This is a genomic window from Kitasatospora sp. NPDC004272, assembly GCF_053603035.1.
Genome location: NZ_JBSGET010000045.1, coordinates 32260 through 51600, shown reverse-complemented (window position 1 = coordinate 51600; position 19341 = coordinate 32260). Strand labels below are relative to the sequence as shown.

Below are 19341 nucleotides of genomic sequence, written 5' to 3'. Positions count from 1 at the left end.
GTCGCCGCGGATCGGGCGCGTGCCGCGTGCCGCGTGCCGCGCGGCCGAGCGCCGTGCTGCCGCACGCCGTGCCGCCGTGTGCCGTGCGCCGTCCGGGTGAGCGGATGCGGCAGGCTGGGGCCATGAACAGCCGAAACCGCCTGATCAGCCTCGTTGCCGTGGTCCTCCTCGGCATCGCCGCGGGCGTCGCCGCCCTGCTGAACGGCGGGAACGATCCGGGCGGCGCGGGCAGCGCGGGCGGCGCGAAGTCCCCGTCCGCCGCGTCCGCCCCCGTCACCGCTTCCGCTTCCGCCTCCCGCAGTGGAGCCGCGAGCGCGCCCAAGCCCTCGGCTCCGGCCAAGTCGCCCACCGCCCGGGGGAGCTGGGTGCCCGACGACCCGGCGCTGGCCGACGTCTGCCGGGGCAAGCTGCCCGCCCAGGCCCTCGACACCCTCGGCCTGATCGCCCGGGGCGGCCCCTACCCGTACCGCTCGGACGGCATCGTCTTCGAGAACCGGGAGGGTCGGCTGCCCCGTCAGGGCAGCGGCTACTACCACGAGTTCACCGTGGTCACGCCCGGGTCGGACGACCGCGGGACCAGGCGGATCGTCACCGGGAGCACCGGCGAGCAGTACTGGACGCCCGACCACTACGGCACCTTCCAGGAGATCGACCCGCGCTGCTGAGCAGCGGACTGACGGGCAGTCAAAAAATAGTTTCCCTTCCAGAAAGTATGTGTCAGAGTGTGAGAACTTGATCCGGCAGTAGGCCGGGTCCGACGGCACGTCCGCTCGGGGGATCCGATGGTTGACGACAAGCAGCACGAGCAGTCCGAGGAGTTCACGCCCGCGCAGGCGTTGGCGCTCGCCCGGCGCGCGCAGGCCGCGGCCCGGCGGCCCGCGCCGATGCCCTGGTGGTACGGCCCCGGGGTGGGCGCGGTCCTCGCGGTCTACTGCGCGGCGATCGGGCAGAGTTTCCAGCGGCAGGCGCAGTGGTTGATACCGCTGTGCGCGGCCGCCCTCGCAGTGGTGGTGGCGGCCATAGTGCGGGTGGCCATGCGTTCCAGCGGCGTCGCCGCGCGGCTGGAGAAGACCAAGGTCCCGCCGGGCGTCCTGCGCGCGCTCGGCCTGAGCGTCCTGCTGGCGGTGCTGGCCTGGCTCGGCACCTGGCTGGCCACCGACGACCAGGCGTGGGCGATGGCCGCCGCGGGCGCGGTCGGCGGCCTGGCCGTCTGGGGCGTCATCGCCATGGCCAATCGGGAAATCAAGGAGCAGAGCATGAGCGACGAACGGTGAACGGTCTCGACCCGATACTCCACCAGCCCACCAGGCTCACCGTCCTGGCCTTCCTCAGCGGGTGCCAGGAAGCCGAGTTCTCCGTGGTCCGGGACTACTGCCAGGTCTCGGACTCGGTGCTCAGCAAGACGGCGGCGGGCCTGGAGGCGGCCGGTTACCTGCGGGCCCGCAAGGGCTACGTCGGGAAGCGGCCCCGCACCTGGCTCTCCGCGACCCGGCAGGGCCGCGCCCTGCTGACGGCGCACCTCGCGGCCCTCCAGCAACTGGCCGCCGCCGCGGAGGCGGCCGGTTCCGCGGCCGGTTCCCCGGCGGGTTCCGAGCCCGACCCCGGGCCCGACCCGGGGGCCGGGGGCGGGGCGCGGGCGGGCGGGGACGGCGGCTGAGCCGGGGCGGAGCGCGGGTGCGGCCTGGCGGAGTGTCAGCAGGATCACACCCAGGAACGGAGGTGGGCCGAACCCCGTGCGGTCCGTGCTCCTTGACAACTCGACAGAGTGCCGAGAATCCCCGGGAGGAAACGGCCGGCCGCCGGCTCAGGCCGCCGGCATCAGGGAGTCGCCGATCATCGGATCGGCGACCAGGGAGCTGCCGTGTCTAAGGCACTCCTGGTTGAGCGGCGCCGGGTCCGGCGCACTGGGCGAGGTCGCGGCGGCGATCCGCAGCTCGATGATGTCCCGGACGGCGGGCCACTCCTCGTCCAGGATGGAGTAGAACGCGGTGGACCGGACTACCCCGTCCAGGCCGCGCGAGTGCGCCCGGCGGACCCCCTCGGAGGTGGCGCCCAGCCGCTCGATGGCGACCCGGGAACGGGTGTTGCGGGCGTCGGCCCGCAGCGAGATCCGCTGCACCCGCCACACCTCGAAGGCGTGCCGCAGCATCAGCAGCTTCGCCTCCGTGTTGATGCCGGTGCCCTGGGCCCGCGGGGACAGCCAGGTGTTGCCGATCTCCGCGGCGTCCGGGACGGCCTCCAGCGGGTCGCCGTGCGGCACGCCCGGGGCGGGCGGCCAGACCAGCGGGCCCTGCCAGTAGTCGAGTTCGAGGAACCGGGTCGAGCCCACGACCCGGTTGTCGGCCGTGCTCACGGTGGCGAACGGCATCGACCGGCCCGCCGCGCGATCGGCGAGGGCGCGGGCGATGTACTCCCGGGCGGCCTCCAGGCCGTGCGGAACGGGAGTGAAGGCGTAGGTCGTACGGTCCTCGGAGCCTGCCACGGCCAGGGCCGCGGCGTGGTGCTCGGCGAGGGGCTCCAGCCGCACGGTGCGGCCGTAGAGGGTGACGGGTACGGGCACGGATCCTTCGGTCCTTCGGCGGTCGTCGGGGCCGGCGTGCCGGGTTCGCGGCGCGCGGGCAGTGGTCGATGTCGCCCCGGCCCCGGAGAACGGCCGCCCGGGGGCGCTACGCCAGAGGCTCGGGCGTGCGGCGGGACGGCAGCCCGGAGGCGGGCAGCGCGGTGCCGGTACGGACACGGGTCGACGGACCGATCCGGCGGGAGATGAGCGACGGGACAGTGTGCGTCCGCGAGATGGCCGAGAGAGAAACGAGATCACGAAGCGAAGCAGGCGGCCAGGTGAAGGCAAGGTGCGCGTTGGATGGCTGGCCGCGCAACGGACCGGGGCGTGGCCCACGACGTGACAGACGGCGTGGCGCGACGACGCGACGATGCGAGGCAGCGAGAGGACGATACCCGCCAGAAGGCGGTGCGTCACTTCGCGGCGCGCCAACGGGGGCGTGCGGGTCCTTTCGGCACGCCGGGACGCCCCCTCATCCTACCGGCCGACCCGGTTGCCACGCTTGCGACCAGGGGCTTTGCCCGGAGGTGAGAGGATTCGAGAGACGGCGTGAAGACTCGTGCGCGGGCGGGAATTCCGGCGGGCCGTCGCACGCTGGAGAGATCAGATCCGGAAGCATTCCGAGACGACGAGACGGAACGGGGATGGGTGCGCCGTGCGTGATCCCAAGGAGCTGTACGAGCTGGAACCGCAGGGTGTGACCGCCCTGGCCGCGGCCCGTGCCGCTGCCGAGGCCGGCACCGGTCTGGTGCTGCTCTACCACTTCGAGGGCTTCATGGACGCCGGCGAGGCGGGCGGCCAGGTCGTGGCGCACCTGCTGGAGCAGGGCTCCCCGCAGGTGGTGGCCAGGTTCGACCACGACCGGCTGGTCGACTACCGGGCCCGCCGCCCCGCGATGACCTTCGACCGCGAGAGCTGGACGGACTACGACCCGCCGGAGATCCTGCTCCAGCTGGTGCGCGACTCGGTGGGCGCACCCTTCCTGGTGCTCACCGGCCCCGAGCCGGACACCGAGTGGGAGCTGTTCGCGGCCGCCGTCGGCGACCTGGTGGAGCGGTTCGAGATCCGGCTCGCGCTCTCCTTCCACGGCATCCCGATGGGCGTCCCGCACACCCGTCCGGTCGGCCTCACCACGCACGGCAACCGGGTCGACCTGGCCGCCGGCCACCCCAAGTGGTTCGACCAGGCGCAGGTGCCCGGCAGCGCCCAGGCGCTGGTCGAGTACCGGCTCAGCGAGGCCGGGCACGACGTGCTGGGCTTCGCGGCCCACGTCCCCCACTACATCGCCCGCTCGTCCTACCCGGCCGCCGCGCTGGCGATCCTGGAGGCCACCCAGTCCGCGACCGGCCTGGTCCTGCCCGGCAGCGAGCTGCGCACCCGGGTCAACGAGGTCTACGCCGAGATCGAGGACCAGCTCTCCCAGGGCGACGGCGAACTGCGCTCGGCGATCCAGGGCATGGAGGGCCAGTACGACGCGGTCTCCGGCGCCGTCGACCGGGAGAGCCTGCTCGCCGAGGCCAGCGACCTCCCCTCGGCCGACGAACTCGGCCGGAGGTTCGAGGAGTTCCTGGCCGAGCACGAGCGCGGCGCCGAGTAGGGTGCGCCGCCGGTTCTCGGCCGCGGCGGCCCTGGCCGGGGTGGTCCTGATCGGCACCGCCGGGTGCGGCGCGGGGGCGACCGCCCCGGCGCCCGAGCCCGAGCGACCCTCGCCGTCGCCCTCCGCTACCCCGGTCACCGGGCCGTACGTGGCCCTCGGCGACTCCTACACCTCGGGCCTGCGGATCCCGCCCCAGAGCGGTTCCCCGCAGGGCTGCGGCCGCTCGGGCGCCAACTACCCGTCGCTGGTGGCCCAGCGGCTCGACCTCGGGGACTTCACCGACGTCAGCTGCAGCGGCGCGCGCACCGGAGACCTGACGGCCTCCCAGCGGACCGACGACGGGACCAACCCGCCGCAACTGGACGCGCTCGGAGCGACGACCCGGCTGGTGACGCTCGGGATCGGCGGCAACGACGCCGGCTTCCTCGACGTGCTGGGCCGCTGCGCGATCGAGAACGTCCGGCACGGCCTGACCGGCGAGGGCGACGACGCCCCCTGCCGGGCGTACTACACGACCGGCGCCGGGCGGGGCGAGGTCCAGCAGAAGCTGGCGGCCACCGGCGAACGGCTCGGCACCGCCCTCGACGAGATCAAGCGGCGCGCCCCGCAGGCCGAGGTGCTGCTCGTCGGGTACCCGGCCCTGCTGCCCGAGGACCCGGGCCGCTGCGCCGGGACGCTGGGCGGAGGCATCGCCGGTGCCGACGTCGGCTTCGTCTCCCAGCAGGAGCAGCGGTTGAACGAGATGCTCCGGCAGCGGGCCGAAGCCGCCGGGGTGGCGTTCGTCGACACCTACTCCTCCTCCGCCGGCCACGACATGTGCGAGGACGCGGCCACCCGCTGGATAGAGCCCCTCGCTGCCGGGCAGGGGCTGGCGCCGGTCCACCCGAACGCCCAGGGCCAGCAGGGCATGGCCGCCGCCGTACTCGCCGCGCTCCGGCAGCGGCACTGACCCCGCCCCCGCCGGCGGGACGGCGGGGACGGGGTCGGTCGGAAGGGCGGTCGAACCGGGCCGGTCGGACGGGATCGGCCGGGTGCGGGGCGGGCCGGGCCGCCCCGGTCAGACGGAGCGGGCCGTGTGGACGGCGATCCGGACGTCCTCGTCGTCCAGGCACTCCCCGGTGAGCAGGTCGAAGCGCTGCTTGAGTAGCGGCGAGGCCACGTACACCCGGCCGTCCGCGGTGGAGCCGAGCAGGCCCCGGGAGAGGACGTACGCGCCGGTGAACGGGTCGCGGTTGTCGACGGCGTAGAGGCGGTCGTTGCCGTCGCGGAACACGGCGGCCTGGCGGCCGTCCGGCAGCAGGACGGCGACGCCGCGACCGGGGACCAGCAGCTCCCAGTCGCAGACCGGGGACCAGCCGGCGGGGGAGAGCAGTTCGACCCGGGCGGCGGTGGCGGTGGCGGTCATCGGGCTTCCTCCAGGATGCGGGCGGACGGGGTGTTGTCGGGGTCGAGGGCGGCCAGCAGCTGGTCCGCGGTGGCCAGCAGCACCAGGTCCGGCTTGACCTGGTCGCGCTCGGGCACGAAGCGGATGCTCGGGTCGGGCACCCCGGGGGCGTTGACGAAGGAGACGAACCGGCGCATCCGGTCGGGGTCGGCCAGGGTCGCCGCCCACTCGTCCTGGTAGTCGCCGATGTGGCGCGCCATCAGCGCCTCCAGCTCGTCGGCGATGCCGAGCGTGTCCTCGACCACCACCTCGCGGACGTGGTCCAGGCCGCCCTCGATCCGCTCCAACCAGGTGGAGGTGCGCTCCAGCCGGTCGGCGGTGCGGATGTAGAACATCAGGAAGCGGTCGATCAGGCGGACCAACTGCTCGTCGTCCAGGTCCTGGGCGAGCAGGTCGGCGTGCCGGGGGGTGGCGCCGCCGTTGCCGCCGACGTACAGGTTCCAGCCGGTGGCGGTGGCGATGACGCCGAAGTCCTTGCCGCGGGCCTCGGCGCACTCGCGGGCGCAGCCGGAGACGGCCGACTTGAGCTTGTGCGGCGAGCGCAGGCCCCGGTAGCGCAGCTCCAGCTGGATCGCCATGGCCACCGAGTCCTGCACGCCGTAGCGGCACCAGGTGGAGCCGACGCAGGACTTCACGGTGCGCAGCGACTTCCCGTAGGCGTGGCCGGACTCGAAGCCCGCCGCGACCAGCCGGCTCCAGATCATCGGCAGCTGGTCCACGCTGGCGCCGAACAGGTCGATCCGCTGACCACCGGTGATCTTGGTGTAGAGGCCGAACTCCTTGGCCACCTCGCCGATCACGATCAGCCGGTCCGGGGTGATCTCACCGCCGGGGATCCGCGGCACCACCGAGTAGGAGCCGTTCTTCTGCAGGTTGGCCAGGAAGTGGTCGTTGGTGTCCTGCAGACCGCTCTGCTCGCCGTCCAGGATGTGCCCGGACGCCTCCAGCTCGGGCGCCAGCGAGGCGATGATCGAGGCGACGGTCGGCTTGCAGACCTCGCAGCCCTCGGAGCCCTCCGGCACCCGGCCGTGCTCCGCGAGCAGCTGTCGGTGCGTCGGGATCCGCTTGACCAGGACGATCTCGTAGAGCTCGGCGCGGGTGTGGGCGAAGCACGGGCACAGGCCCCGGTCGACCTCGACGCCGCTCGCCTCCAGCTCGTCCGCGACGATCGTGCCGAGCAGCTTCACGCAGGAACCGCAGTTGGTGCCCGCCCGGGTGCACTTCTTCACCTCGGGGACGGTGGTGCAGGCGTGGTCGGTGACCGCCGCCCGGACCGTGCCCTTGGTGACGTTGTTGCAGCTGCAGACCACCGCGTCGTCGGGCAGCGCGGAACTGCCGAGCGAGACGGCGGTGTCCGCGCCGGCCGGCAGGACCAGCGACTCGGCGGGGACGGGCAGCGGGCGCCCGGTGCCCGCCAGCGGGCGGAGCGTGGCGTAGGCCGAGGCGTCGCCGACCAGGATGCCGCCGAGCAGCGCCCCCTCGCCGCTGACCACCAGCTTCTTGTAGACGCCGGAACGCGAGTCGGAGTACACCACGTCGAGCGAGCCGGGCGTGGCGCCGAAGGCGTCGCCGAAGCTGGCCACGTCGACGCCGAGCAGCTTGAGCTTGGTGGAGAGGTCCGCGCCGGTGAACGGCTGCGCGGCCTGCTCGGCGAGCTGCCGGGCCACCGAGACGGCCATCTCGTAGCCGGGGGCGACCAGGCCGTACACCCGGCCGTCCACCGCGAGGGCGCACTCGCCGATGGCGAAGACGTGCGGGTCGGAGGTGCGGCAGTGCTCGTCGATCGCGATGCCGCCGCGCTCGCCGACCGTCAGGCCGGCCTCGCGGGCCAGTTGGTCGCGGGGGCGGACACCGGCGGAGAACACCACCAGGTCGGTCGCCAGTTCGGAGTCGTCGGTGAAGGACATGCCGACCGCGCGCCCCCCGGCCACGGTGATCGCCTTGGTGCCGACACCGGTGTGCACCACCACGCCCATCGACTCGATGGTCCGGCGCAGTGCGGCGCCGCCCGCCTCGTCGACCTGCACGGGCATCAGCCGCGGCGCGAACTCCACCACGTGGGTCTCCAGGCCCAGGCCCTTCAGCGCGCCGGCCGCCTCCAGCCCGAGCAGGCCGCCGCCGACCACCGCGCCGACCCGGGCGCCGGCCGCGTAGGACTCGATCGCCTGCAGGTCCTCGATGGTGCGGTAGACGAAGCAGCCCTCGGCCTCCCGGCCGTCCACCGGGGGGACGAACGGGTAGGAGCCGGTGGCCAGCACCAGGGTGTCGTAGGAGAGGGTGCGCCCGGCGGCCGTGGTGACGGTCCGGGCCGCCGGGTCGAGCGAGACGGCGGGGGAGGAGAGGTGCACCTCGAACCCGTGCCGATCGGTGAAGCCCTCTTCGGCGAGCAGCAGGTCGTCCGCGCTCCGGCCGGAGAAGTAGGAGGTCAGGCCGACCCGGTCGTAGGCGGGTCGGGGCTCCTCGGCGAGGACGACGACCCGGTAGCGGGCAGCGGCCCCGGTGTCGGCCAGGGCCTCCAGGAAGCGGTGGCCGACCATGCCGTAGCCGACCAGGAGCAGTGTGGGCTTGGTGGTGGTCATCGGGAAGTCCCTCCGAGGTCGTGCTCCGGACGGTGGGTGGTCGGAGCTGGCGGGCTGACCGGGCGCCGACCGGATCGCCTTCGGTCCGGTGGCGCAGCGCACCTCCGGTCCCGCCGGAGGCCTCGACCGGGCGGGCCGTCGGTGGCCCGCGACCTGGTCGCTGTCGTGGCACCGAGCATGCGCGGGGGGTGTTTCCCGACCGGGGCCGCCCTGTTTCACCGTCGGAACTTCGCCCTCAGCGGCACCGGGCGGCGGCTGTGAGAGCGTCCGGACCCCGGCCGCGTCCGAGAGCCCGCCGGCAGCTCCGGTCCGCCGGCGCGACGGCCGGCGGACCGGAGCTGCCCGGAGGCGCCCGGGGCGGCGTTCCGAGGGCCCAATACCAGGCGGCGGACCCCCGCGGAGGCAGGAACGCCGATCTGGAACGTGATTCGCGGTGAAGTCGGTACGACGGGGTGCGGGAGTGCGTACCCTGCACGCAGGGGAGCGGATTCGAAGATCCGGTCCGCGTCCGGCCGGGAGCTGGCATGACCACAGACGTGCAGGTGAGGGGCCGGGCGGTCCACTCCGCGGTGCTGCGCGAACTCCTGTCGCTCTGGGACGAGGCCCGCCGGGCCGACGGGTCGGCGATCACCCAGAAACGGCTGGCCAGGATCGGCGGCATCGGCCCGTCCACCCTGTACGGCTGGCTCTCCGGACGCTCGGTGCCCCGCGAGGTGGACCGGCTCACCCTGGTGGCGGGCGAGTTGGCCCGCGCCGCGGGCCGGCCGGTGCGGCCGCCCTCCTACTGGGCCGCGCTCCTGGAAGCCGACCGGGACCGGGCCCGGATCCCCCGTCAGCAGGTCGAGGACCCGTCCGGCGGGCCGGGGAATCCCGGGGACCCGGTCGGTGCCGCGCCGTGCCATGCCGTCAGGCGGGTGGTGGCCGTCCGGGGAACGGCAGTGGTCCGGACCGCCGACGGCGCGCCCCGCCGGATCCGGTCCACGGTGGTCGCCGGAGCGGGCGGCAGCGTCCGCCGCGGCCCCGGCCCCGGGCCCGCCGGGGCCCGGCTGGTGAAGCGCTACCGCGCGGCGCCCCCGGCCGCCCGGGCCGTCGTCGACGCCGCGCTGGACGCGGTGCGCCTCGGCCACCCTCCGGTCCTGCCGGCCGCGCTGCTGGCGGCGTCCGCCCCGCACTACCTGACCTCCCGGGAACGGAACGCCCTCCGGCCGGGCTGGATGGCCGACGGGCTGGAGTACCTGCGCAAGGCGGTCCCCGGGACGGGCGCGCTCCTGACGGCCGGCGACCCGCCGTCCGGCCGGGCGCTGTCCGCCCGGGTGCCGCGCGGCGCCGTGGCGCCCCGGGGCGCGGAGGCGGCCCGCGGCGCGGGCGGACCCGAAGTACGGCTCGCCGAGGCCCTGGTCCGGCAGTTGCGGCCGGAACGCGAGGGCCGCACCGTCCCGGCCGGGCTGTGGGAGTGCCTGGCCCGGTACGCCCACCCCGCCGACCGGTCCACCCTCGCCCGGTCGGCGGCGACCCGGGGGCTCACCCGGATCGCGGTCGGGCTCTGCGCCTCGGCCGCCGAGGCGGGCGACCCCGCCGCGCTGTCGGTCGGCGCCGCCCTGCTCGCCGACGCCGGCCGGACCGCCGAGGCCGCCGACTGGTACGCCGCGGCGGCCGACCGGGGAGTACCGCAGGCCGCGCTCCGGGCGGCCGAACTGCTGGAACGGGACGGCAGGTTCGACCAGGCCGTCGCCTGGTACGACCGCGCCGCGCTGGCCGGGAGCACCGACGCCCGCTACCGGGGCGCCGAACTCCTCGGCCGCTCCGGCGGGAACGGGATCGCCCCCGCCCTGCAGCGCTTCGAGCAGGCCGCCCGGGCCGGCCACCCCGCCGCCCGCCACCGGGCCGGGCAACTGCTCGCCGGACTCGGCCGCCGCGACGAGGCCCTGGCGTGGTTCGCCCGGGCGGCGGAGGACGGACACCCCGGGGCGGCCGCCGACTGCGCCCGGCTCTGCGCCGCGGCCGGCCGGATCGACGAAGCGGCCGCCTGGTGGGAACGGGCCTGGGCCGTGGGCGCGGTGACCGGCGTGCACGAGGCCGCCGGGATGCTGGAGGCCGCCGGCCGGATCGACGAAGCCGCCGCCTGGTGGGAGCGCGCGGCCACCCGCGGCGACGAGACCGCCTGGCACGAGGCGGCCGCCCTGCTCGCCCGGCACGGCCAGTACGGCAACCTGCCCTGGTACGCGCACATCGGCGACCCGCAGGCGCTGCGCGACCGCGCCGAGCGGTGCGAGCGGGACGGAGACCCGGACGGGGCGCTGAACTGGTACCGGAAGGCGGCCGAAGCGGGCTGCGAGACCGCCCTGTTCCAGGCCGCCGACATGCTGGAACGGCACGGCGACCGCACCCGCGCCGTCCACTGGTACGAACGCGCCGCCGCCCGCGGCGACGTCTACGCGATGCGCGAACTCGGCCGCCTGCTGGGCGAACTGGGCCGCACCCGGGAGGCCGCGCACTGGTACCGGGCCGCGCTCGCGGCCGGCGACCGGCGCCTCCTGCCGGACCCGGCCCGGGCCGCCGTCGTCCTCGCGCCGGGCCTCGAACGCCGGGCACCGCAGGCGCCCGCGGCCCCGGCCGTCCGGGACGCGGGCCCGACCCGCCCCGCGACAGCACCCGCGGCGCCGACCGGGCCCGCGACGCTGGACGGGGCGGTGGAACTGCTCAAGGAGGCCGGCCGGTTCTTCGAAGCGGGCCTGCTGCTGCGCTCCGCCGACCGCCCGGAGCGGGAGCGGCTGCGCGAGGCGGCCCGGATGCTGTCCGGGGCGACGAACGGGGACGGGGCCATCGCCTGGGTCCAGCGGCTCGCCGACGCGGGCGACGGGCGGGCCGTCCGGGAGGCCGCCGAGATGCTGGAGAGCCGGGGCCGGGTCGACGACGCGCTCGCCTGGTACGGGCGCGCGGCCGACGAGGGCGACCGGGACGCGCTGCTCGCCGCCGCCCGGATGCTCGCCGAGCGCCGCCAGCCGCAGCGCGCCGCGCAGTGGTACCAGCGGGCCGCCGACGCCGGTGACCCGCTCGCCCACCGCGAGGCGCTGATGCTCCTCCAGGAACAGGGGACACCGGCCCGGTCGGCACGAACGGCCACGGCCGCTCCTACAGTCGGGCCCGCCGTGCCCGCCGTGCCCGCCGTGCCGTCCGGGGGCGACCCGGTGCGTCCGTCGCGGGTGCCGCGGCAGCCCGGGACGCGGCCGCCGGCGGGGCCCTGACCCGCACCGCCGTGCCGCGCGCCCGCCATCCGGTCCGACCGTTCGGGCGGCCGACCGCCGGGCGGGCGGCTCACCCGGGTGGGGCGGTCGGGTGAGAGTGGGGTAACCACCCGTGACCGGTGGGCAACCGGGGCGAAACAGGGGTCCGGCAGAGTGGAGGTATGACCGCCACATCGTTCCCCGGCCGCCTCGCCCCGTTGCGGGTGCTGCACGCGGCCCGCCGCCCGGCCCTGGTGCTGGTGGCGCACGGCTCGCACGACCCGGCCGCGGCCGCCGAGCTCGGCCTGTTGCACGCCCGGCTGCGGCGGGTCCGGCCTGAGCTGGACATCCGGCTCGGGCACCTCGGCCTGAACGACCCGTTGCTGCCCGAGGTGCTGGACGGGCTGAGCGGCCGGGTGGTGCTGGTGCCGCTGCTGCTCGGCCGCGGCTACCACAGCAAGGTGGACATTCCCCGGACGCTGGCGGCCGCGCCGCACCTGGCGGGCGTGTGCGCCCCGCCGCTCGGACCGGACCCGCTGCTCACCGAGGCGCTGACCGACCGCCTGGTGTCGGCGGGCTGGCGGGGCGAGCCCGTGGTCCTCGCGGCCTCCGGCTCCCGCGACCGGGACGCCGCCGAGGACGCCGGGGCGCAGGCCGCGCTGCTGTCGGCCCAGCTGGGCGTCACCGTCCGGCCGGGGTACGTGGCGGCGAGCGGTCCGAGCGTCGCCGAGCGGGTCGCCGAACTCACCGCCGAGGGCCACCCGCGGGTCGCCGTCGCCTCCTACTTCACCGCACCGGGCGACTTCGCCCGCCTGGCCGCGGCGGCCGGTGGCGCACTGACCTCCGCCCCGCTCGGCGACCACCCCGCACTGGCCGGGCTGGTCCTGGAGCGGTACCAGTCCTGCGTCACCCGGACCCTCCGGCTCGCGGGCTGACCGGCCGTCACCAGCCCCGGCGTCCGACCGACGGGACGACTGACGGGACGGCCGCCGAGACGGCCGACGGGACGGCTGGCAGGACGACCGACGGGACGCCGACGGTCACCGTGCTTCCCTGCCGTCCGACTCGCACGGCTCCGGGCACCCGCCGCCCGCCACTCCGTCCCCGTACGCGCTCCCGGCTCCGTCCCCGTGTGCGCCCCCGCCCCCGTGGGCGGTCGTCCGCGGGCAGTTCCCGCGGACCGGCGCGCGGTGTTCGGTGGGCAGGTCGCGGACGCGGCGCATCGGCGAGCACCAGAGGACCAGCGCGGCCAGCGGCACGCCGGCGGTCATCAGCCACATCGCGGGCCGCACGCCGAGCTGGGTCCCGAGGACGCCGGCCAGCAGTGCGCCGAGCGGGATGGAGCCGAAGTTGAGCACCGCGCTGCTGGCGGAGAGCCGGCCGAGCAGTTCCGGCGGGCAGTAGCGCTGCTGGAAGGTCGCCTTGATGACGTTCCCGGCGACGACCCCGCAGGAGGCGCCGAAGCCGCCGATCAGGTACCAGGCCAGTCCGGCGCCGCGGCCGGTCAGCGGGATCAGCACGGTCAGCGCGGGCAGGGCGAGTTCCAGCACCAGCACCGCCCGCGAGGTGCCGAGCCGGGCCGCGGTCCGGCGGGCGACGGCCGCGCCGACGATGCCCCCGGTGGAGGCGGCCGCGACCAGCAGGCCGACGGCGCCCTCGCCGACGCCGACCTCGCGGATCAGGAAGACCACCAGGAGCGACTGGTAGCCGGTCAGGGCCAGGTTGGACGCGGCGCCGAACAGCGCGAAGGTGCGGAACCAGACGTCGGAGCCGAGCAGCCGCAGCCCCTCGCCGACCTCCCGGCGCAGCGCCCGGCGGGGCCGTCCGCCGGGCCGGGGCTCCCGGTGGCCGATCCGGGCGGTGCAGTGGAGCGAGAGCAGGAACGTCGCGGTGTTGGCCAGCAGCCCGTTGACCGGCCCGGCCAGCTGGGCGATCAGGCCGCCGCTGCCCAACCCGACGATGCTCGCCGCCGAGGCGCTGCCGTGCAGTTTGGCGTTGCCCTCGGACCGGTCGGCGGGTGCGAGCAGTTGCGGCAGGTACGCGGTGTACGCGGTCTGGAAGAACACCCCGGCGGCCCCGGCGAGCAGCGCGACGGCCAGCAGGTGCCACAGCGTCAGCACCCCGGCGAGCGCGGCCAGCGGGACGGTGGCGTACAGCAGCAGCGGGACGGCGGTCCCGACGAGCATGATCGGGCGGCAGCGCAGCCGGTCCACCCACACCCCGGCGGGCAGGCCGATCAGCAGCCAGGGCAGCCAGCCCGCCGCGCCGAGCAGCCCGACCTGGAGGGTGCTCGCGTGCAGGGTGCTGACCGCGATCAGCGGCAGGGCCAGGCCGGTGACCGAGGAGCCGTACTTGTTGGCGGTCTCGCCGACCCACAGCATCCGGAAGTCGCGGTGCCGCCGCAGCAGCCCGGCGGGAGCGGGCGCGGGAGCGAGGACGGCCTCGGGGACGGGAGCGGTCACGGCCGGTCGGGGTCCTTCCTGGGGAGTGCCTGGATCTGGACGACGACCGGCCGCGCCGCCGGGTCGGGGGCGGCGTCCGGGTCGGGGGTGTGCCGGGCGACCACGGCGGACAGCTCGTCGATGAGGGCCTGGAGCTGGGCGGGAGTGAGCCGCAGGTTGCTCCAGTCGGTGACGGAGCCGGTGCCGCGCCACTCGCCCTGCCAGTCGGCGGCCAGCGAGTCGGCGACCTGCTGGTACTGCCGGCGCAGGTTCTCGGCCTGGTACACCGAGAGCGCGGCGCGGGAGGCGGGGTCCCGGTCGAAGTCGGTGGCGGACAGCACGATGGCGCCGCGCGCGGCGCGCCACCAGCGTTCCCGCTTGGTGCCGCGGCCGGTCTCCTCCTCGATGAAGCCGTGCTCGGCGAGGTGCCGCAGGTGCCAGCTGACGGTGCCGGTGGACTCGCCGGTCCGCTCGGACAGCCGGGCGGAGGTGGCGGGGCCGTTCAGCCGCAGCTCGTCCAGCAGCCGCATCCGCAGCGGGTGGGCGAGCCCGCGCAGCGAACCCGCGTCCAGCCTGCGGCGCGGCGCGCCCCCGGGCGCCGGGGCAGTGGCGGGGGTGGGGGTGGGGATCGGGTCTTCGGGGCGGTGCTCGGTCATGGCCCCAGCATAGGTTGCAGAGAATTCTCTGCATAGACCTCTCTGCAGAGAATCCTCTGCACCATTCGATCGCCCGCCACCGCCCGCCCGCCACCGCCCGCCCGCCACCGCCCGCCCGCCACCGCCCGCCCGCCACCTCCCGTTCGCGCTCCCGTTCGCGCGGCGCAGGACCGAATGTCCGTCATCCGGCGTACCGTGGCTGGCATATGGAGAACACGGCACCGTACGATCCGCAGTCCGAAGCACGCTGGGTGCCCGAGCCCGACAAGCGGCCCGGCCGCACCGCCTTCCAGCGCGACCGCGCCCGGGTGCTGCACTCCGCGGCGCTGCGCCGCCTGGCGGGGACGACCCAGGTGGTGGCGCCGATGCGCAGCGACTTCCCGCGCACCCGGCTGACGCACTCGCTGGAGTGCGCCCAGGTCGGCCGCGAGCTGGGCGCGGCGCTCGGCTGCGATCCGGACCTGGTGGAGACCGCCTGCCTGGCGCACGACATCGGCCACCCGCCGTTCGGCCACACCGGCGAGGAGGCGCTGGACCAGGCCGCCGAGGGGTGCGGCGGCTTCGAGGGCAACGCCCAGTCGCTGCGCATCCTGACCAGGCTGGAGCCCAAGCGCTTCGCCCCGCCGGGCGAGCCCGTGGCCCGGCTCGCCCCGTGGCCCGGCCGCAGCGTCGGCCTGAACCTGACCCGCGCCGCGCTGGACGCCGCGACCAAGTACCCGTGGGCGCGCGGCCGGCACCCCGGCGACCCGGGCTCCGCGAAGTACGGCGTGTACGGGGACGACCTGCCGGTGTTCCGCTGGATGCGCACCGGCGCGCCGGACGGCCGCAAGTGCTTCGAGGCCACCGTGATGGACTGGTCGGACGACGTCGCGTACTCCACCCACGACGTGGAGGACGGCCTGCAGGCCGGCCACATCGACCCGGCGGCGCTGCGTTCCGCCGAGGAGCGGGCCGAGCTGTTCAAGATCGCCGAGCGGTTCGCCGAGGCCGAGCCGGCCGAGTTCGACGAGGCGCTGGACCGGCTGCGGGCCGAGGACTGGTGGCCGTCCGGCTACGACGGCACCGCCCGTGCCCGGGCCGGTCTGAAGGACCTCACCAGCCAGCTGATCGGCCGCTTCTGCCTGGCCGCCGAGCAGGCCACCCGGGCCCGCTACGGCCCCGGCCCGCTCACCCGGTACGCCGCCGAGCTGGTCGTCCCGCGCGGCGTCCGGCTGGAGTGCGCGGTGCTCAAGGCGGTCGCCGTCCGGTACGTGATGCAGCGCGACGAGCAGGCCCAACTGCGCTCCCGCCAGCGGGTGGTGATCGCCGAGCTGGCCGACGCGCTGCTGAACGAGGCCCCGCACCGGCTGGACCCGGTGTTCGCCGCCCAGTACGCGGAGGCGGAGGACGACCGGGCCGCGCTGCGCACCGTGATCGACCAGATCGCCACCCTCACCGACGCCTCCGCGCTCGCCCTGCACGCCAAGCTGGTCGGACAGCGCGGCTAGGCCCCGGCGCCGGCGGGCCCGGGCTCCCGCCCCGGCGCCGGCGGGCCCGGAGTGTCACCCCCGCTCCCGTAGACTTTCCCGGTGGCCGGTCGGATCAGGGACGAGGATGTGCAGGCGGTGCGTGCCGCCCTGCCGATCGACGCCGTGGTCGGCGACTACGTGCAGCTGGCGGCGGGCGGCGGCGCGCAGCTGAAGGGCGTCTGCCCGTTCCACGACGAGAAGTCCGCCTCCTTCTACGTGCACCCGGGCAAGGGCGTCTTCCACTGCTTCGGCTGCGGTGAGTCCGGCGACACGATCACCTTCCTGATGAAGATCGAGCACTGCTCGTTCGCGGAGGCGGTCGAGCGGATGGCCGCCCAGGCGGGCATCACCCTGCGCTACGAGGAGGGCGGCTACAGCCCGCGCCACCAGCAGGGCGAGCGGACCAGGCTGGTCGAGGCGCACAAGGTGGCCGCGGCCTGGTTCCAGGAGCAGCTGGCCACGCCGGAGGCGGAGATCGGTCGCCGCTTCCTGGCCGAGCGGGGCTTCGACGAGGCCGCCGCCAAGCACTTCGGGGTGGGCTACGCCCCGGTCGGCTGGGAGCACCTGGTGCGCTTCCTGCGCGGCCGCGGCTTCACCGACAAGGAGATCTCGGTCGGTGGCCTGGCCTCGCAGGGCCAGCGCGGCGGCCTGATCGACCGCTTCCGGGGCCGCCTGGTCTGGCCGATCCGGGACAGTGCGGGCGACGTGGTGGGCTTCGGCGCGCGCCGGCTGCGCGAGGACGACAACGGCCCGAAGTACCTGAACACCCCCGAGACGCCGATCTACAAGAAGTCGAACGTCCTGTACGGCATCGACCTGGCCCGCAAGGAGATCGCCAAGTCCGGCCGGGCGGTGGTGGTCGAGGGCTACACCGACGTGATGGCCTGTCACCTGGCGGGCGTCACCACGGCGGTGGCGACCTGCGGCACCGCCTTCGGCGAGGACCACATCAAGATCATCCGTCGGCTGCTGATGGACACCTCCACCTACCGCGGCGAGACGGTCTTCACCTTCGACGGCGACGCCGCGGGCCAGAAGGCCGCCCTGCGCGCCTTCGAGGACGACCAGAAGTTCGCCGCCCGCACCTCCATCGCCATCACCCCGGGCGGCATGGACCCGTGCGAACTGCGCCTGGCCCAGGGCGACGAGGCGGTCCGCACCCTGGTGGACAACCCCGTCCCGCTGTTCGAGTTCGCGCTCCGCTCCGCCGTCGCCCGGCACCGGGTGGACACCGCGGAGGGCCGCGCGGCCGCCCTGGAGGAGGCCGCCGGGATCATCGTCAAGATCAAGGACCGCTCGATCCAGCACGAGTACGCCGTCCAGCTGGCCGGCATGGTCGGCATCCTGGACGAGCGCTTCGTGGTCAACCGGATCGCCCAACTGGCCCGCTGGCAGCGCGAGAACCAGCAGAACGGCCCGCAGCGCACGCTGCGCCGCCCCGACGCCGCCCAGCCGCCGGCCCGCCCCGAGCGGCCGGTCTTCCGGCTCAACCCGCGCGACCCGGCCCAGTTCGTGGAGCGCGAACTGCTCAAGCTCGCCCTCCAGCACCCCGACCTGGTCAGCCCGGCCTTCGACCAGTACGGCGAGGACGAGTTCCCCACCCCGCCGTACCGGGCGGTCCGCCGCGCCATCGGCCAGGTCGGCGGCACCGCGTACGGCGCGGGGCTGCCCGACTTCACCGCCGCCGTCCGCGAGGCCAGCCCGGACGACCAGGTCCGCGGCCTGGTCACCGAGCTGACCGTCGAGCCGATCCGCTCCCGCCGCAAGGCCGACGAGGTGTACGCGGGCGAGTTCCTGGTCAAGCTGCGGCTGCAGGCCGTGGACCGCCGGATCGACGAGGTCCGCGCCCACCTGCGTCGGCTCGGCGACCGGGCCACCGCCGAGGAGCAGCACCCGGTGCAGAGCGAGCTGTGGGCCCTGCAGCAGTACGGCCAGCAGCTCCGTTCCCGCGGCGCCGCCGCGCTCTGACCCGCCGTCAGGACCGGTCGCCCGGCCGCCCGCCGGGTGCCGTCCGGCCACCTCGCGGCCGCTCGCAGGTGCCCGGGCCCGCCGGGATGGGTATCCCTCGGGTGTGGCGCGGCAACCCCCCCAGGCCGCGCGCGGCCCCTGGAGGGATGCCCGTGGAGCTTTCCGTCGCCCGCCCGCCCCAGACCGCCCCCGTCCGGGGCGCCGCGATCCCGACCCAGCCCGGCCCGTCCGACGCCGGGCGCACCCCGCTCCCCGGCCCGGCCGCCGCCCCGCCCCCCGGAGCCGGCGCCGGGCGACCCACCGCGGAGGACCAGCCCGCCACCAAGCAGTCCACCCCCGAGCAGCCCGCCACCGACCAGCCCGCCATCGACCAGCCCGCCCCCGAGGAGTTCGTCGACGAGCCGCCGGAACCCGCCCTGGACGAGGGCACCGGCCCGGCAGCCGACCTGCTGCGCCAGTACCTGCGCGAGATCGGCCGGATCCGGCTGCTGACCGCGGTCGAGGAGGTGGAGCTGGCCCGGGCCATCGAGGCCGGGCTGTTCGCGGAGGAGGCGCTGGACCGCGTCCCGGACGCCGACCGGCGGCTGCTCGGCGACCTGGACCGGCTGGTCGTGCTCGGCCGGATCGCCAAGCGCCGCCTGATCGAGGCCAACCTGCGGCTGGTCGTCTCGGTCGCCAAGCGCTACGTCGGGCGCGGCCTGACCCTGCTCGACCTGGTCCAGGAGGGCAACCTGGGCCTGATCCGGGCGGTGGAGAAGTTCGACTACGCGCGCGGCTACAAGTTCTCCACCTACGCGACCTGGTGGATACGCCAGGCGATGAGCCGCGCCCTCGCCGACCAGGCCCGCACCATCCGGGTGCCGGTGCACGTGGTGGAGCTGATCAACCGGGTGCTGCGGGTGCAGCGTTCGATGCTGCAGGAGCGCGGCGTCGAGCCGACGCCCGCCGAGGTCGGCGCGGCGCTGCAGCTGTCGCCGGAGCGGGTCCGGGAGATCCTCAAGCTGGCCCAGGAGCCGGTCTCGCTGCACACCCCGGTCGGCGAGGAGGACGACGTGGCCCTCGGCGACCTGATCGAGGACGCCGACGCCGCCTCGCCGGCCGAGAGCGCCTCCTTCCTGCTGCTGCGCGAGCACCTGGAGGCGGTGCTGGCCACCCTGGGCGAGCGCGAGCGGCAGGTGGTCCAGCTCCGCTACGGCCTCGACGACGGCCGGCCGCGGACCCTGGAGGAGATCGGCCACCTGTTCGGGGTGACCAGGGAGCGGATCCGGCAGATCGAGGCGAAGACGCTCGGCAAGCTCCGCGACCACGCCTTCGCCGACCAGCTCCGCGGCTACCTGGACTGAGCCGCGGAGCCCCGTCCGGAG

Annotated in this window: 15 protein-coding genes; 10 read left to right on the top strand and 5 right to left on the bottom strand. The window is 75.5% G+C overall.

The genetic code is table 11. The annotated features are described in order from the left end of the window. Window positions 1–122 precede the first annotated feature (122 nt). From ACWEO5_RS16325 to ACWEO5_RS16315, 3 genes are all read left to right on the top strand, one after another. Window positions 123–665 carry a ribonuclease gene (locus ACWEO5_RS16325; RefSeq protein WP_452163006.1) on the top strand — a complete coding sequence of 181 codons (543 nt, stop codon included), beginning with the start codon at window positions 123–125 and terminating at the stop codon, window positions 663–665. Between the two features lie 117 nt (window positions 666–782). Further along, a complete protein-coding gene (locus ACWEO5_RS16320; protein WP_452163005.1) occupies window positions 783–1274 on the top strand; it encodes a hypothetical protein in 492 nt (163 codons plus the stop codon). Next, the gene (locus ACWEO5_RS16315; RefSeq protein ID WP_452163004.1) at window positions 1271–1657 is read left to right on the top strand and encodes a transcriptional regulator; all 387 of its coding nucleotides are present in this window, start codon (window positions 1271–1273) and stop codon (window positions 1655–1657) included. Before ACWEO5_RS16320 ends, ACWEO5_RS16315 begins: the two co-directional genes overlap by 4 nt. 147 nt (window positions 1658–1804) lie before the next feature. Here the strand turns inward: ACWEO5_RS16315 and ACWEO5_RS16310 are convergent, their stop codons facing one another. After that, window positions 1805–2560, bottom strand: coding sequence for a GNAT family N-acetyltransferase (locus ACWEO5_RS16310; RefSeq protein WP_344549978.1), 756 nt, complete (start codon window positions 2558–2560; stop codon window positions 1805–1807). Window positions 2561–3215: 655 nt separating this feature from the next. Here ACWEO5_RS16310 and ACWEO5_RS16305 point away from each other — a divergent pair. Beyond that, complete coding sequence (locus ACWEO5_RS16305) at window positions 3216–4157, top strand: PAC2 family protein (RefSeq protein WP_452163003.1); 942 nt, start codon at window positions 3216–3218, stop codon at window positions 4155–4157. A gap of 1 nt (window position 4158) precedes the next feature. Further along, window positions 4159–5106, top strand: coding sequence for an SGNH/GDSL hydrolase family protein (locus tag ACWEO5_RS16300; protein ID WP_452163002.1), 948 nt, complete (start codon window positions 4159–4161; stop codon window positions 5104–5106). A gap of 108 nt (window positions 5107–5214) precedes the next feature. Here the strand turns inward: ACWEO5_RS16300 and nirD are convergent, their stop codons facing one another. Then, complete coding sequence (gene nirD / locus ACWEO5_RS16295) at window positions 5215–5562, bottom strand: nitrite reductase small subunit NirD (protein ID WP_344549975.1); 348 nt, start codon at window positions 5560–5562, stop codon at window positions 5215–5217. Beyond that, a complete protein-coding gene (gene nirB / locus ACWEO5_RS16290) occupies window positions 5559–8180 on the bottom strand; it encodes a nitrite reductase large subunit NirB (RefSeq protein ID WP_452163001.1) in 2622 nt (873 codons plus the stop codon). The genes nirD and nirB overlap by 4 nt, the downstream gene beginning before the upstream one ends. A 524-nt stretch (window positions 8181–8704) precedes the next feature. Between nirB and ACWEO5_RS16285 the strand changes: the two genes are divergently transcribed. Next, window positions 8705–11425, top strand: coding sequence for a hypothetical protein (locus tag ACWEO5_RS16285; RefSeq protein WP_452163000.1), 2721 nt, complete (start codon window positions 8705–8707; stop codon window positions 11423–11425). 161 nt (window positions 11426–11586) lie between these two features. Next, window positions 11587–12339, top strand: coding sequence for a sirohydrochlorin chelatase (locus tag ACWEO5_RS16280; protein WP_452162999.1), 753 nt, complete (start codon window positions 11587–11589; stop codon window positions 12337–12339). A gap of 105 nt (window positions 12340–12444) precedes the next feature. Here the strand turns inward: ACWEO5_RS16280 and ACWEO5_RS16275 are convergent, their stop codons facing one another. Together ACWEO5_RS16275 and ACWEO5_RS16270 are read right to left on the bottom strand one after the other, a co-directional pair. After that, on the bottom strand, window positions 12445–13785 hold the full coding sequence (locus ACWEO5_RS16275) for an MFS transporter (RefSeq protein ID WP_452163007.1): 1341 nt from the start codon (window positions 13783–13785) through the stop codon (window positions 12445–12447). 77 nt (window positions 13786–13862) lie between these two features. After that, window positions 13863–14501 (bottom strand): helix-turn-helix domain-containing protein, encoded by a 639-nt coding sequence (locus ACWEO5_RS16270; RefSeq protein ID WP_452162998.1) that lies wholly within the window; start codon window positions 14499–14501, stop codon window positions 13863–13865. 206 nt (window positions 14502–14707) lie between these two features. Here ACWEO5_RS16270 and ACWEO5_RS16265 point away from each other — a divergent pair, with 206 nt between their 5' ends. The 3 genes from ACWEO5_RS16265 to ACWEO5_RS16255 all read left to right on the top strand — a co-directional run bounded on the left by ACWEO5_RS16265 (window position 14708) and on the right by ACWEO5_RS16255 (window position 19320). Next, a complete protein-coding gene (locus ACWEO5_RS16265; RefSeq protein WP_452162997.1) occupies window positions 14708–15988 on the top strand; it encodes a deoxyguanosinetriphosphate triphosphohydrolase in 1281 nt (426 codons plus the stop codon). An 81-nt stretch (window positions 15989–16069) separates the two neighbouring features. Next, window positions 16070–17977 carry a DNA primase gene (gene dnaG, locus ACWEO5_RS16260; protein WP_452162996.1) on the top strand — a complete coding sequence of 636 codons (1908 nt, stop codon included), beginning with the start codon at window positions 16070–16072 and terminating at the stop codon, window positions 17975–17977. A 146-nt stretch (window positions 17978–18123) separates the two neighbouring features. Beyond that, window positions 18124–19320 carry an RNA polymerase sigma factor gene (locus ACWEO5_RS16255; RefSeq protein ID WP_452162995.1) on the top strand — a complete coding sequence of 399 codons (1197 nt, stop codon included), beginning with the start codon at window positions 18124–18126 and terminating at the stop codon, window positions 19318–19320. Window positions 19321–19341 lie beyond the last annotated feature (21 nt).

Coding starts and splice junctions, on each gene's coding strand:
- ACWEO5_RS16270 (WP_452162998.1), bottom strand. CDS start 14,501: ATGACCGAGCACCGCCCCGAAGACCCGATCCCCACCCCCACCCCCGCC.
- ACWEO5_RS16280 (WP_452162999.1), top strand. CDS start 11,587: ATGACCGCCACATCGTTCCCCGGCCGCCTCGCCCCGTTGCGGGTGCTG.
- ACWEO5_RS16275 (WP_452163007.1), bottom strand. CDS start 13,785: ATGCTGTGGGTCGGCGAGACCGCCAACAAGTACGGCTCCTCGGTCACC.
- ACWEO5_RS16265 (WP_452162997.1), top strand. CDS start 14,708: ATGGAGAACACGGCACCGTACGATCCGCAGTCCGAAGCACGCTGGGTG.
- ACWEO5_RS16325 (WP_452163006.1), top strand. CDS start 123: ATGAACAGCCGAAACCGCCTGATCAGCCTCGTTGCCGTGGTCCTCCTC.
- nirD (WP_344549975.1), bottom strand. CDS start 5,562: ATGACCGCCACCGCCACCGCCGCCCGGGTCGAACTGCTCTCCCCCGCC.
- ACWEO5_RS16255 (WP_452162995.1), top strand. CDS start 18,124: ATGCCCGTGGAGCTTTCCGTCGCCCGCCCGCCCCAGACCGCCCCCGTC.
- nirB (WP_452163001.1), bottom strand. CDS start 8,180: ATGACCACCACCAAGCCCACACTGCTCCTGGTCGGCTACGGCATGGTC.
- ACWEO5_RS16320 (WP_452163005.1), top strand. CDS start 783: ATGGTTGACGACAAGCAGCACGAGCAGTCCGAGGAGTTCACGCCCGCG.
- ACWEO5_RS16285 (WP_452163000.1), top strand. CDS start 8,705: ATGACCACAGACGTGCAGGTGAGGGGCCGGGCGGTCCACTCCGCGGTG.